General features: G+C 44.6%; 10 protein-coding genes. 4 read left to right on the top strand and 6 right to left on the bottom strand.

The window, feature by feature from the left end; all coding sequences use genetic code 11:
- From sufD to BBC0178_RS05550, 4 genes are all read right to left on the bottom strand, one after another.
- Positions 1 to 1,281, bottom strand: a complete 1,281-nt coding sequence (gene sufD / locus BBC0178_RS05565; RefSeq protein WP_078039483.1) for a Fe-S cluster assembly protein SufD — start codon at positions 1,279 to 1,281, stop codon at positions 1 to 3.
- The gene (gene sufC / locus BBC0178_RS05560; protein ID WP_078039482.1) at positions 1,274 to 2,047 is read right to left on the bottom strand and encodes a Fe-S cluster assembly ATPase SufC; all 774 of its coding nucleotides are present in this window, start codon (positions 2,045 to 2,047) and stop codon (positions 1,274 to 1,276) included. The genes sufD and sufC overlap by 8 nt, the downstream gene beginning before the upstream one ends.
- Positions 2,048 to 2,105: 58 nt before the next feature.
- Positions 2,106 to 3,617 (bottom strand): Fe-S cluster assembly protein SufB, encoded by a 1,512-nt coding sequence (gene sufB / locus BBC0178_RS05555; protein WP_078039481.1) that lies wholly within the window; start codon positions 3,615 to 3,617, stop codon positions 2,106 to 2,108.
- Positions 3,618 to 3,790: 173 nt separating this feature from the next.
- Entirely contained in the window at positions 3,791 to 4,936 is a 1,146-nt protein-coding gene (locus tag BBC0178_RS05550) for a cysteine desulfurase family protein (protein WP_078039480.1), read from the bottom strand.
- A 182-nt stretch (positions 4,937 to 5,118) separates the two neighbouring features.
- On the opposite strand from BBC0178_RS05550, the gene BBC0178_RS05545 reads away from it, so the two are divergent.
- Positions 5,119 to 5,793 carry an alpha/beta hydrolase gene (locus BBC0178_RS05545; RefSeq protein ID WP_077971403.1) on the top strand — a complete coding sequence of 225 codons (675 nt, stop codon included), beginning with the start codon at positions 5,119 to 5,121 and terminating at the stop codon, positions 5,791 to 5,793.
- Between the two features lie 222 nt (positions 5,794 to 6,015).
- Here BBC0178_RS05545 and BBC0178_RS05540 read toward each other — a convergent pair whose 3' ends face one another.
- The gene (locus tag BBC0178_RS05540; protein ID WP_078039479.1) at positions 6,016 to 7,173 is read right to left on the bottom strand and encodes an anhydro-N-acetylmuramic acid kinase; all 1,158 of its coding nucleotides are present in this window, start codon (positions 7,171 to 7,173) and stop codon (positions 6,016 to 6,018) included.
- 110 nt (positions 7,174 to 7,283) lie between these two features.
- On the opposite strand from BBC0178_RS05540, the gene tyrS reads away from it, so the two are divergent.
- Positions 7,284 to 8,537: a tyrosine--tRNA ligase gene (gene tyrS / locus BBC0178_RS05535; protein ID WP_078040377.1), complete on the top strand. Its 1,254-nt coding sequence runs from the start codon at positions 7,284 to 7,286 to the stop codon at positions 8,535 to 8,537.
- 367 nt (positions 8,538 to 8,904) lie between these two features.
- Here tyrS and BBC0178_RS05530 read toward each other — a convergent pair whose 3' ends face one another.
- On the bottom strand, positions 8,905 to 12,330 hold the full coding sequence (locus BBC0178_RS05530) for an AsmA family protein (protein ID WP_078039478.1): 3,426 nt from the start codon (positions 12,328 to 12,330) through the stop codon (positions 8,905 to 8,907).
- A gap of 144 nt (positions 12,331 to 12,474) precedes the next feature.
- Here BBC0178_RS05530 and bcp point away from each other — a divergent pair, with 144 nt between their 5' ends.
- Together bcp and BBC0178_RS05520 are read left to right on the top strand one after the other, a co-directional pair.
- Positions 12,475 to 12,945, top strand: a complete 471-nt coding sequence (bcp, locus tag BBC0178_RS05525) for a thioredoxin-dependent thiol peroxidase (RefSeq protein WP_077971396.1) — start codon at positions 12,475 to 12,477, stop codon at positions 12,943 to 12,945.
- A 70-nt stretch (positions 12,946 to 13,015) separates the two neighbouring features.
- Positions 13,016 to 13,237 (top strand): hypothetical protein, encoded by a 222-nt coding sequence (locus BBC0178_RS05520; RefSeq protein WP_078039477.1) that lies wholly within the window; start codon positions 13,016 to 13,018, stop codon positions 13,235 to 13,237.
- The last annotated feature ends 152 nt before the right edge of the window (positions 13,238 to 13,389 follow it).

The following is a 13,389-nucleotide window of genomic DNA, read 5'->3' as shown; positions in this document are numbered from 1 at the left end:
TTAAAGGTGCTTTTCCAACCATTGATTAATGAGAGCAACAATGACGTCTTTCATTTGATCGTTTTCCACGTCATCAATCAATTGCGAGACAAAAGCCTTTACCAACAAGCCGCGAGCGACAGATTCTTCGATACCGCGTGCCATCAGATAAAAGAGTTGTTCGCGATCGATCTCCGCAACTGTGGAACCGTGTCCGCAAGCAACATCATCGGCAAAAATTTCAAGTTCGGGTTTCGAATCGAATTCTGCGTCATCCGACAAGATAAGACTGTTGCACGTCATCCGGGCGTCGGTTTTCTGGGCTTCTCTGGAAACCTTGATCATGCCCTGAAACGCACCTCTTGCCTTATCAGCTACGACATTGCGGACAATTTCGGTCGAAACAGTATCTTCGCCAATGTGACGGACAAACATTGTAACGTCGCTATGACTGGCGCCTGCAAGGAGATTGATCGTCCTCAATTGGAAGTTCCCTCCCTCGCCCGGCATCTCGATGTCTATTTCCTGCCGGTTCAACTCACTTGCGATATTAACGATGTAAAGGGTCAGTTTTGCTTTCTTATCAAGATTTGCGAGAAACTTGGAAAACTGCGTCGCATCGAAACCACGATCACGAATGATAATCCAGGTTACATCTGCGCCCTCGCCTATTTTGAGGTCTTGCACGGAAGTTACAAATGTGGACTTTTCTCCGCCCAATTGCCTTTCAATGAAAGTAACCGAGCTGTTATTTCCTACTTTGATTTGAGAATAGGCGTGCGCCTGACCACCCGGATTGATCATTTGTAATTCAATCGGATCAGCGATCTTCGCGCCATCTTCAACGTCAAGGATCCAGCCATCAGTAACAAAAGCAGTATTGACCTGACCAACAAAATCATCGTCTGCAATATCCGGCTTCAGAGTGAAATGCTCGTTAGCAAGTTCATCGGCCACGCGCTTTGTCGTTATCGATTGCACTTGTGGAGCATCAAGTGTTTTGCCGTTAAATATGGCAAATACAGAATCCTTTGGCAGAAGTGGGTCGCGAGATAATCCGTCACCTTCATCACTGAAGTTCGGAATTGTCTTCAACAAGGTACGCAAATCGGTGTAATGCCAATATTCACGTTTTCTGGACGGTATGCCCACACGTTTGAACTGTTCTACCACGCTATCTCGCGTTGACATAACCTCGCTATTTCCAGGAAAATCACCCAATTTTTGACCAAAAATATCGACTATTGCCTGTTCTGCAGCAGTCATTTCCGGTTTTTTATCGACTTTGGAGGTTTCACTCATGTCCTTCCTCCGCTTCTGCCTTGTCGATAATGTCGGCATAACCCGTTTGTTCGAGCTGCATCGCCAATGTCTTATCGCCAGTCTTGACGATTTTACCTTTATAGAGAACGTGCACGGTATCCGGCACAATGTAGTCCAGAAGTCTTTGATAGTGGGTGATAACCATGAACGAACGGTCCGGAGAACGCAAAGCATTGACACCGTTTGCCACGATTTTTAACGCATCAATATCAAGGCCTGAATCTGTCTCGTCAAGAATACAGAGCTTCGGTTCCAGCAAAAGCATCTGGAGTATTTCTGCCCGTTTCTTTTCACCACCGGAAAAACCGACATTGAGAGGACGCTTGAGCATGCTCATATCCATCTCGAGTTCAGCAACGCCCGCTTTTACTTTTTTCAAGAATTCGGGCACTTTCAATTCTTCTTCGCCGCGCGCTTTTCTCTGGCAATTCATTGCGACTTTCAAGAATTCCATTGTCGCAACGCCCGGTATTTCCATCGGATACTGGAAAGCCAGAAAAACGCCGGTTGCCGCGCGTTCTGCCGGATCCATATCAAGAAGCGACTTGCCGTTAAAGAGTACTTCTCCGTCCGTCACTTCATAATCGTCACGGCCGGCAAGAATATAGGAAAGCGTTGATTTACCGGAACCATTCGGTCCCATAATTGCTGCAACTTCGCCATCGTGGATTGTCAAATCCAGACCATGCAGAATTTCTGTCTTGGTTTCGGCTATACGTGCATGGAGATTTTTAATTTCTAACATTTTTAAATCCTATTTTGTGGACACTGATAAGGCCCCCAACAAAAAACAACAGCTTCAGTTAGCCGACACTACCTTCAAGACTGATGCCGATAAGCTTTTGCGCTTCAACCGCAAATTCCATCGGTAATTCCTGAATAACTTCTTTGACAAAGCCATTTACAATAAGAGCAATAGCTTCTTCTTCCGGAATGCCCCGCTGCATAACGTAGAAAAGCTGATCTTCGGAAATCTTCGACGTAGTGGCTTCGTGCTCGAATTTCGCCGTCGCGTTTTTCGCTTCAATGTAAGGAGCCGTGTGGGCGCCACAATTATTGCCGATCAACAGGCTGTCACATTGGGTGAAGTTACGGGCATTGGTGGCTTTGCGATGGGCCGAGATTTGTCCACGATAAGTATTATTGGAAAATCCGGCAGAAATGCCTTTGGAAATAACACGGCTTGATGTGTTTTTTCCAAGATGGATCATCTTTGTGCCTGAATCGATCTGCTGGTGTCCATTGGAAACTGCAATGGAATAGAATTCACCACGTGTATTATCACCACGCAACAGACAGGACGGATATTTCCAGGTTATCGCCGAGCCGGTTTCAACCTGTGTCCAGGAAATTTTTGAATTGTCACCGCGACAATCACCACGCTTGGTAACGAAATTGAAAATTCCGCCTTTGCCGTCTTTATCACCCGGATACCAGTTCTGAACTGTTGAATATTTTATTTCTGCATCCTTCTCGGCAATAAGTTCGACAACCGCCGCATGAAGCTGGTTCTCGTCACGTTGCGGCGCTGTACAACCTTCAAGATAGGATACATAGGCGCCTTCATCGGCTATAATCAATGTGCGTTCGAATTGGCCGGTATTGCGCTCGTTAATACGGAAATAAGTCGACAGCTCCATTGGACAACGAACGCCTTTAGGAACGTAAATAAATGACCCGTCCGTGAAAACCGCCGCATTGAGTGCCGCATAAAAGTTGTCACCGGCAGGAACAACCGAACCGAGATACTGCTTTATGAGATCAGGATGCTCACGTATCGCTTCCGATATTGAGCAGAATATAACACCTGAACGGATCAATTCTTTCTTGAATGTGGTGACCACAGAAACCGAATCGAACACTGCATCGACCGCAACGCGACCGGACGCATAAACATTATCGTCCAGTTTTGAAGGTTCTGCTTGCTTGCGTACGCCTGCGAGAATTTCCTGTTCTTTTAAAGGAATACCAAGCTTCTCATAAGTGTTCAGCAATGCAGGATCAACTTCATCGAGAGACTTTGGTGCATTCTGGCTTTTAGGAGCCGAATAATATGAAATCGCCTGAAAATCTATTTTCGGGATTTCCAATCTTGCCCAATGAGGCTCTTCCATCGTCAACCAATGCCGAAATGCTTTCAGTCGCAATTCCAGCATCCACTCCGGCTCCTGCTTTTTAGCCGAAATCAAACGAATAATATCTTCGTTAAGACCTAGCGGAGCTTTATCTGCCTCGATCTTGGTCTCAAAACCATATTTATATTGGTCCACGTCAATTTCACGGACCTGACTTATAGTTTCCTGCACTGCAGGCATGGGCTTCTCCCTCCTGGCCGGGTCAAAAACCGGCAGTTGTCGATTATACCAAAATAAGCACAACTTGATTTAGTGTCTCGGTCGCCGGACTTCAATGAAAAACATGATAAATCCAGTCAAGCTTATTTGACCTTGTTTAAAACAGTTCTAAAGAAGATTTCAAGTGCTGTTTTTTAATTTTTTGAATTGCGAATGATTTTTTCGAAAGCCGAGAGAAAATCATCAATGTTTTTCAGGCTTGTGTGTTTGCCTGTAGAAACCCGAATTGCCCCGTCGGGTACATGACACCCCATTGCGGCAAGAACACCACTTTGTTTCACTTTTCCCGAGGAACAGGCCGATCCCGCCGAAACCGCAAACCCGGCAAGATCAAAACCGATTTGCAGCGTTTCCGCCTTTAAACCTTCAACAGCAAAATAGGTTGTATTCGATAAACGCGGCGATTTTTCTCCGAAAATAACAAGATTGTTACTCAATTGATGCAACCCGTGTTCCAGACGCATTTGAAGCGCTTTAGAATGGTCTAAATCCTGAGTGGTGGGTTTTTGTTCCATCGCTGCACCGAAAGCGGCGATGAGCGGAACTGACTCGGTGCCCGAACGGAAACCTTTTTCCTGCCCCCCGCCCAATATAAGCGGTTGTGGCATAAGAGCACTTCCTGTCGCTACAAACGCGCCGATGCCTTTTGGCCCGCCGATCTTATGTGCTGCAACAATATAGAAATCTCCTCCGAAGCTACCAATAGTGACAGGGAGTTTACCAATATATTGGACAATATCGACAATCAAAACACCGCCCGCCTTTTTGACAATATCGGCAATGTTTCCTACAGGCTGGATGACGCCGGTTTCGCCGTTGGCCGCCTGAATTGCAACCATTGGCAGACCTTCGGATTTATCATGAGCCGAGAGTTTTCGTTCAAGCTCGTCCAGTTTGATGATGCCATTTTCATCAACATCAATAATTTCCTGCCGGTCTTTTTCAAATCGGCCGGCTTTTCCAATGCAGGGATGTTCGGTTGCTCCTATGTAGACTTTGGAAAAGTGAACATCCGAACGTCCCATTTTGTAATCGGGTGTGAGGAGCGTCATTGCAGCTTCCGTTGCACCGGAGGTAAAAACAACGTGATCCGGCTCGGTATGAAGACGGTTGGCGACCTGCCGCCGTGCTTTTTCCAGCAGGGCTTTCGCGGCTCGCCCTTCCTGATGGACTGAGGAAGGATTGCCATATACGTCAAGTGCGCTCACCAAAGCGTTGCGAGCAGCATCTGACAAGGGCGTTGTAGCATTATAATCGAGATAGCATCTTGAAGATGACATATGGAGGCCTCGTAATTTTTATTATTTCAAACGCATCCATAACGCAATTTCCTTGAAAAGTGCACCCATTACAGACTATCTAACGCTTGGAATAAATTTTAAACATGCGAAAACAGTTTGAATTTACCGATATCCATTTATGTCACAACGGAAATTCAAGCTGATGAAGTAAGGAGTACTTGATGCCTGAAGTCATTTTCAATGGTCCTGCGGGTCGCCTTGAAGGCCGTTATCAACCCTCGCCGGAAAAAAATGCTCCTATAGCCATTATTCTCCATCCACATCCCCAATTTGGCGGTACGATGAATAACAAGATCGTTTATGATCTTTTCTATATGTTCCAGCAACGCGGATTTACTACATTGCGTTTCAACTTCCGCAGTATCGGACGCAGTCAAGGTGAATTCGATCATGGAGCCGGCGAGTTGTCCGATGCCGCAGCAGCACTCGATTGGGTACAGGCACTGCATCCGGATTCGAAAAATTGTTGGGTGGCCGGTTATTCTTTCGGCGCATGGATCGGCATGCAGCTCTTGATGCGTCGACCTGAAATCGAAGGGTTTATATCGGTTGCTCCCCAGCCCAATATATATGATTTTTCTTTTCTTGCTCCCTGTCCTTCGTCGGGCCTCATCATTCATGGCGACGCTGATCGTGTTGCTCCGGTAAAAGACGTTCAGGGCCTCGTGGACAAGCTTAAAACACAAAAAGGAATTACGATAACCCAGCAAATTCTTGAAGGTGCAAACCACTTTTTTGCTGGTCAAGTCGACGAACTGATTGATGATTGCGCCAATTATCTTGACCGGCGCCTTAATGGCGAATTGTCCGAGCCTCGTATGAAACGGTTAAGATAAAACTTTTCGCTATTTGCTACTATTTTCCTCCAAAATAGGTTCATGCGAGAGTTTCCGCATGGACCTTTTTTAATGAGCGCAATCGGTTTCAGAACAAACTTTCACTGCCTATATCAAAATCCGAAACTTCATAATTGAAACATCCGATAAAACAGTCTTTCGATTACGGTCGAAATGGCGAATTTCGCCGCTTGCCTACCCCAATTTTAAAATTTGTTTTGTTCAATTTGCGGTTATATTGCGATCCGGTGTCGTATTCTGGTGTCGGGCAAGACGCCCGCCCGATTGCGGAGAGAGACAACCGGTCGTGGTTGGAAATGTTATCGGCAAGTTATAAATTGACCTGATCGCAAGATAAGCCCATGCCTCAGCTTCTATGAAATCCGAAGAAAGACCAAGTGACTGCGCCGTTAATGTGATGATTCCGTATTTTTGCGTAAGTTCCTGTAATGAATTGATAATCGATCTATTATAAGCCCCGCCTCCAGAGAGGACGAGTGTTTTTGGATAGGTCGGCAAATGTCTGAAAGAATTGACGATTCCATAGGCAGTTACGAAGCTCAGCGAAGCTGCTCCATCTTCAACAGAAACAGCTTTATCCGTTAAAGGTTTAAAACTACGCCAATCGAGAGAACCCGGTTTTTTCTGATTAAAAAACGGGTATTGAGAATAGGAATTAACAATCTCCTCATTAACAGTTCCGCGTAGACCGGCTTCACCATTGTGATCCATCGGGCTTCCGGTTTTCAAATACATCCATTGGTCGATCAAACCATTCCCCGGTCCACAATCAAAAGCATAAAGTTCGTCATTTTTACCAACGAACGTCAAATTGGAAATTCCACCAATATTAATAAAAGCAACTGGAAAATCGAGTTTATCCGTCAATTTGAGAGCCAAAGCCCGGTGATAAACAGGAACCAACGGCGCCCCTTGTCCGCCATGTTTCATATCGTTTGATCTCAGGTCGAAAACAACATCAATGCCACACTGTTGTGCAAGCATTGCCCCGTTGCCTATCTGGATAGTTAATCCTATATCGGGTTTATGGAGTATAGTCTGACCATGGAATCCGATTAAATCCACCTTGTTCGGAGAAATAGAATATTTTTTCAATAATTGATTGACCGCAAATGCGTGTTTGATTGTCAACTCGTCTCCGACATTCAAAACCGATCTTGGAAGCTCATCAGCCTTCACAACATTAGTCACTTCATCAAGCGTTGACTTCAATTTTTTACGAAAAGCGACATCATATTCACAAGACGAATGGCCGATGTTGTTGACGATTTTTTCGCCATCACTTTCAATCAATGCGGCATCAATGCCATCCATAGAGGTACCACTCATGAGGCCGATCGCCGTTTTTAGCGTGCGCATAGCTTGTTTCCCGTACTATGTTTCCTTGTGAATCACATATATTCTATGATAAAGCCCACGAAACAGTTGAATATTCTTTTCCAAATATAAAATTTCAGGGAAAAAGTCCGATGTCCGGTTTTAAATCCGATTTCCTAAATGTGATGAGCGAACGTGGTTTTATCCACCAAATGTCCGACGAAAAAGGTCTGGACGATCTCCTTTCGAAGGAAATCGTGACGGGATATATCGGTTTTGATCCAACGGCCGCAAGCCTTCATGCCGGCAGTTTGATCCAGATTATGATGCTTCACTGGCTGCAACAGACCGGCCATCGTCCGATCGCGCTCATGGGTGGCGGTACCGGCATGATCGGTGACCCGTCGTTTAAAGACGAGGCGCGTAAGCTCCTCACCGTCGACAAAATCGATTCCAATATCGCCGGCATTAAAAAAGTTTTTTCCAACTATATCAAATTTGGTGACGGAGCCACAGACGCCATTATGGTCAACAATGCCGACTGGCTTCGGGATTTGAATTATATTGAATTTTTGCGCGATGTCGGCCGATTTTTCTCGGTAAACAAGATGCTCTCTTTTGACTCTGTCAAATTGCGCATGGATAGAGAGCATTCGCTATCGTTTCTTGAATTCAATTATATGATCTTGCAAGCCTATGACTTTGTTCAACTCAACAAACGTTACGGCTTGCGTATGCAGATGGGAGGTTCCGATCAATGGGGAAATATCGTAAACGGCATTGATCTTGGCCATCGTATGGATACACCACAGCTTTTTGCTTTGACTTCGCCATTATTGACGACAGCGTCAGGCGCTAAAATGGGGAAATCGCTTAATGGTGCTCTCTGGCTCAATGCCGACATGCTTTCTCCCTATGATTTTTGGCAATATTGGCGCAATACAGAAGACGCTGACGTTTCGCGCTTTTTGAAACTTTATACAACTTTGCCAATGGACGAAATAAAACGTCTTTCTGCCCTCCAAGGCTCGGAAATCAACGATGTGAAAAAGATATTGGCAACAGAAATAACCGCCATGCTCCATGGACGCGACGCGGCTGAAAAAGCTGCCGAAACCGCGCGTAAAACATTCGAACAAGGTGAAGTCAGTCATGACCTTCCTAAAATCGAAGTTCCGGCAACCGAGCTTAAAGATGGTATTGGCTTACTTACCCTGTTGGTGAAGGCAGGACTTGCCAAATCAAATGGCGAAGCGCGGCGTCATGTTCAAGGCGGTGGTATACGGGTGAATGATGCATCTGTGGACGACGAAAAGCGTATAATCAATGAAAATGATGTCAACGCCGACGGCGTCATCAAATTGTCTTTCGGTAAAAAGAAGCACGTTCTCGTCAAGCCAATGTGATGCGTTTGCATTCCCGCTCAGCCATAATTCTGATCAGTCATAATAATGGTCTTCCGGTAGATCTTGCCGGAAGATTTTTTATAGAAAGATCCGTTTGCAATAAACTTTAGGTATTCTTGATAAAGCTTTTCAAAACAGCTCTATAATCCGGATATGAGAAGGTGACTTATGGAATTGGTCTCTTCAGAGCTTACCGTATGTGCCAACAGTTATAATTCACATTGTTAATGTGATTGATGTGGCAGCATTAAAATCCGTTTTTCTCTGCTTCGATCCTGTTCATTCAGTAACATTAGAAAACCGGAAACAGAACCACTCCGTTACCAAAACACGCTGATAACGCATTATCGCTCTTCAATTAAAAGGCTTATTGGAATTCGAATATCGACCTGAAAATACCGGGTGCGATCACCGAAATCGGATTGACCATAACTTGCGGATGCTTCGCCTTGCCTTCAATCTTAAAAGTAATTCCGATCAATCCACGGTCGCGGCCATTTCCTAATACTTGCCCTATAATTGGCAAATCTCCAAACAAACGGTTCAGACCATAAGCCGGCATAAAAGTACCGGTGATCGACATATTTCCCGCGACATCGTAAAGAACTCCCTGAAAAGTAGCACCGACTGTCGGTCCTCTCAGAACACCTTTATCAAGAACCAAATAATTGTCACCCTTTGCAATATGGGCATAAGTAAGATCAAAACCGATACTCGAACTGTTGATTTTACCTCTTACGGCTTCATTCAAACTTTTACCGCCGCCACTTGGTCGTGAGGAGACAATCGCAGCCAATCTGGGTTCATCAACCACCGCAAAGTTTCTGATACTGACCCGACCGGATAACGGTTGGCCGGAAGATGACGATAAATCGGCTTTCAGATCACCACCGCGAATCTTGTCATAATAATTCATAAATCGCATCAATGCTCCGGCGTCATTGCTTCTTGCCGAGATCGTTTGTCTCCCTTGACTTTTTTGTGTCTCGACATTGACAGATCTGCGACTATGGGTTGTTCCACTCAATGAAAACTGCACAGCTTTTTGCTCGGTTATTTCGTAAGTTGCCTTAACGTTATCAAGCTCTTCCCCATAGAAACCTGCAAGGCTTCCTATAGATGCATTCAACGATATGGCTGTTTTATCATTGGAATTCGAATTTTGTGTTTTTCCCAATTGCTGGATCAAGGCGCGTCCATCGTAACTTTTTCCGGTTGCCTCTATATGATAGGTTTTTCCGGAACTGATAATTTTCAATCCCAAATCGTCGTTTCGACTTAAATTGGCTTTGTTGAATTCAGCACTTGCCAGTTGTTTGTCCTTGATATGGATTTGACCAGCTACATCCAAATTCTGACCGGATAAAGAGAAATTTTCTATCGTATAGTCAGGTTTATCCTTTATATTTGATGGCATATCAAATTGGGCACGTGCCGCCATGCCTTTGCCTTTTTTCCAGCCTGCCCATGAAAATTCCAGCTCTGCATTGGTGAGATCTGCATTAAAATGGCGTTTTCCATTATTATCCTGCCCGACCTCTATATTAACCGGCCCTGACAGGAAATTATTGAGGAACGAAAAATGTTTTGCCCGAATTGAATCATCAATATTGAGCGTAATTTTCTCGCTTTTTTGTAAATTCGAGTTATCAAACGGCTGTACAAGCTTGATTTGGGCAGGAAAGTCATTGAGCAGGCCGCTCGCTTCCAGAACAATACCCGATCTCGTGACATTAGCTGTACCGGAAGCATTGCTGACCAGATTGTTTTCAATCGGGTCCGGAATAGAAAAATTATTGAAATTGACATTAGCGTTATAAGTTATCTCACCTCGTGGATTATCATGCGTTACCGGAAAGCGGAGATCGAGATCAACTTCGACATTGCCCTCAGCATGATCAGGGTTGAACGGCAAACGATGGCGGGCATTGATCGGTGCATAGCCAATCATCTCTCCGGCTGCATCAATCTCGCTACGTGCTGTCAAGTTCATATCGGCATAAACCGGCCGTTGGGGGCCCCAAGGAATAACCATTGTTCCGTCCGTCGCTTCAATTTTACGTCCGTCGGATAAATAGCTTATCCCCTTGTCAAGCTTGATAGTCGTCGTCATCCCGTCAATGGCGATATTACCGGACGCATCCCGCAAAGCCGGTAATTCTCCAACAAGATCAGAACGCGTATTCAGGATTTCAGTCCTGATTTTTATTTCATTTCCTGAAAGTGTTCCCGTCGGTATTCCCGATTGAAAATATCCTTGCGGCAAGGCTATTTCGATAGAACCGTTTTTTAACTGACCGCCGAAAATATGGGAAACAACCCATCGCCTTGCGCCCGGAGATAGATTGACAGGCCAAAGTTGTTTTGCTTCAGCCACATCCATTTGAGGAACACGAAGAACAAAGATCGTTTCGGGGGTACCGTTCCCGAATTTGAGACTACCCTGCCCCATCATATTACCATGTGGCGTATTGATGGTTATTTCATCCATCATTACTTTTTTGTCGCCAATATTGTACTGGCCAGCGAGCTTCATCTCGAATCTGAGTGCTATATCGGGAACCTCGTTCGAGGCGCTGACGGCATGTTGGGCGACAATTTCGAAACGATAATCGTTAACCGGCTTTCCTGTTTCTTTATCATTGGGTGTAATTCCCAATGCACCGTTGAACGGCAAAGTGAACCCGCCAATTGTCAATAATGACGTTTCGACTTCGATTTTACCGCTGTGAGGTGTGTGCAGCAGATTTAAATCGATTTTTGAAGGAATATTTTGTTCTGTACCAAAATCCATAACCCCATCAGGCATCACAAGTGATGTGCGCACCACCGGTTCATTTTCTAATGAAACACGATGAGCCTCGACATTGAGATTGGCCTTTCCCTTCAATCTGAAATGCCCATTATTTGTGTGACCGTTCGGTAAAAATGGTGAAACATCATCGGCTGCGCCCAAATGGAGGGGGAAAGATTTGACCTTGAGCGTTATGTCGGTCGCATGCCGGCTGACGTAGTTCGCATTTGCTGTAACGCCAATTTTTTCACCATTCCACGTCAGAGAAGATAAAAGTGCGGCTGTTCTCCAACGTGTGCGCAAATCAAAATCTTTTATTCCCAATATTGTGCCATTATCGCCTGGCATATGAAGCGAAATATTCTTCAAAACGAGTACATTAATTGACATTGAACGCAATTTATCGGCACCGCTATCGAAAGCAGAAAACAGTGCTTTGGACGTTGCGTCAGGGTCAATGCGCCCATATTCATCTTTTGGTAATTGCTCAAACAAGCCCGGTCCGCCAGTTTGCGGCAAAAGGACGTTGGCATCGTGAAGTTCTATCTGGGCTATCTGCAATTTGCCTAAAAGAAGAGCCCATGAGGAAAAGCCAACGCGAAAAACCCCGATCTGGTCTACTTTTACACCATCCTTGATATCATCCAACATGACGTTTTGTGTTTCCAATGCCAGATGATAATCCTCGTCCAATGAAAGACGCGCATCGGTAATTTTTACACGTGCGTAATCGCCTAATTGCTGGGTAAGCGTTGCCTGCATTTTCTGCGTCAAATATTTGCCGCTAATGCCTACTTTCAATAGAGAAAAGATCAGCCCCAACAATAATATGACGATAATAATAGCCCACAAAACGATATGGAAAAGGCGCCTTGCCAATGTTTTGCGTCGACGTGGTGTATCAACCGTCACGCCATTGCTATCCTGTGCTGACGGAAATTGGTCGAGGCTCTTTATCTCGCTTTTTTTAAAGCGAATCTCTTCATGTGGATCTGACAAATTGCAATCAACCCCATTTATCTCTGTAATCACATTTTACGATGTAGGATTAATATCGTAAGACTCTTTATAGCACCGAATAATGTTGATTCTTATGGTTTCTAATTTAATTTTCGTTCTACCCACAGAAGAAAGGTAATTATAATGGCAGGTTTACAAAAAGGCGATGTTGCACCTGATTTCAATTTGCCTCGCGATAGTGGAAAGACACAAACTTTATCCGAATTGCGAGGTCATCCTGTTGTACTTTATTTCTATCCGAAAGATGATACCAGTGGCTGCACACTGGAAGCACATGACTTTACGGAACTTCGACCCGAATTCGACAAAATTGGCGTAACAATTATCGGAATGTCACCGGACAAGGCTGAAAAGCACGATAAATTCATAAGCAAACACGATCTTCAGCTTATCCTTGTCTCCGACGAGGAAAAAACGACGCTTCAGAAATATGGTGTATGGGTGGAAAAGTCGATGTATGGACGCAAATATATGGGCGTCGAACGCAGCACATTTCTAATCGACAAAAACGGTAAAATTGCTGAAATCTGGCGGAAAGTTAAAGTTCCAGGCCACGCCAAAACTGTATTGGAGAAGGCAACAACAATCGCCTGAAAATAACAATCGTTAGGACTTTGTTAACTTTTTAGTGTGTTAATTAAGACAGAATAGGGAAGATAAAAATATGCACTATTTTGCAAAGATACTGGTTCTAACGTCGGTTTTGTTTGCAGCAATGTCGGTTGCTACAACAGCAAAAGAGCTGACAAAAGAAACAGATGCAAAAAAGCCCTATTTTCATCAATCTCTTCCGGCGATGCCCAAAGTTTCGGTTCCGAAAACCGAAAATATTGCCCTAAAACCTTATGCCGGCATTGACCCTATAATAACAGGTCCACGTGGATAACCTGTTTTATCCCGCCTTAATGATTTCTATAGCCGATGGTTAGCAATCCGGTGGATGTCTGATAGACAAATCAGGTGCAAAATATACTTCAATCCGCGAACTTATATAAAAATTCGTCGCATTGAAGCATAATGTCCCAACTTATAAAACGG

It is taken from the genome of Ditibartonella apihabitans (assembly GCF_002007485.1).
Taxonomy (GTDB): Bacteria; Pseudomonadota; Alphaproteobacteria; order Rhizobiales; family Rhizobiaceae; genus Bartonella; species Bartonella apihabitans.
This window is presented reverse-complemented; position numbering and strand designations above follow the sequence as displayed.

Bases quoted from the DNA above. Each gene is read 5' to 3' on its own strand.
- sufD (WP_078039483.1), bottom strand. From the start codon at position 1,281: ATGAGTGAAACCTCCAAAGTCGATAAAAAACCGGAAATGACTGCTGCA.
- sufC (WP_078039482.1), bottom strand. From the start codon at position 2,047: ATGTTAGAAATTAAAAATCTCCATGCACGTATAGCCGAAACCAAGACA.
- sufB (WP_078039481.1), bottom strand. From the start codon at position 3,617: ATGCCTGCAGTGCAGGAAACTATAAGTCAGGTCCGTGAAATTGACGTG.
- BBC0178_RS05550 (WP_078039480.1), bottom strand. From the start codon at position 4,936: ATGTCATCTTCAAGATGCTATCTCGATTATAATGCTACAACGCCCTTG.
- BBC0178_RS05545 (WP_077971403.1), top strand. From the start codon at position 5,119: ATGCCTGAAGTCATTTTCAATGGTCCTGCGGGTCGCCTTGAAGGCCGT.
- BBC0178_RS05540 (WP_078039479.1), bottom strand. From the start codon at position 7,173: ATGCGCACGCTAAAAACGGCGATCGGCCTCATGAGTGGTACCTCTATG.
- tyrS (WP_078040377.1), top strand. From the start codon at position 7,284: ATGTCCGGTTTTAAATCCGATTTCCTAAATGTGATGAGCGAACGTGGT.
- bcp (WP_077971396.1), top strand. From the start codon at position 12,475: ATGGCAGGTTTACAAAAAGGCGATGTTGCACCTGATTTCAATTTGCCT.
- BBC0178_RS05520 (WP_078039477.1), top strand. From the start codon at position 13,016: ATGCACTATTTTGCAAAGATACTGGTTCTAACGTCGGTTTTGTTTGCA.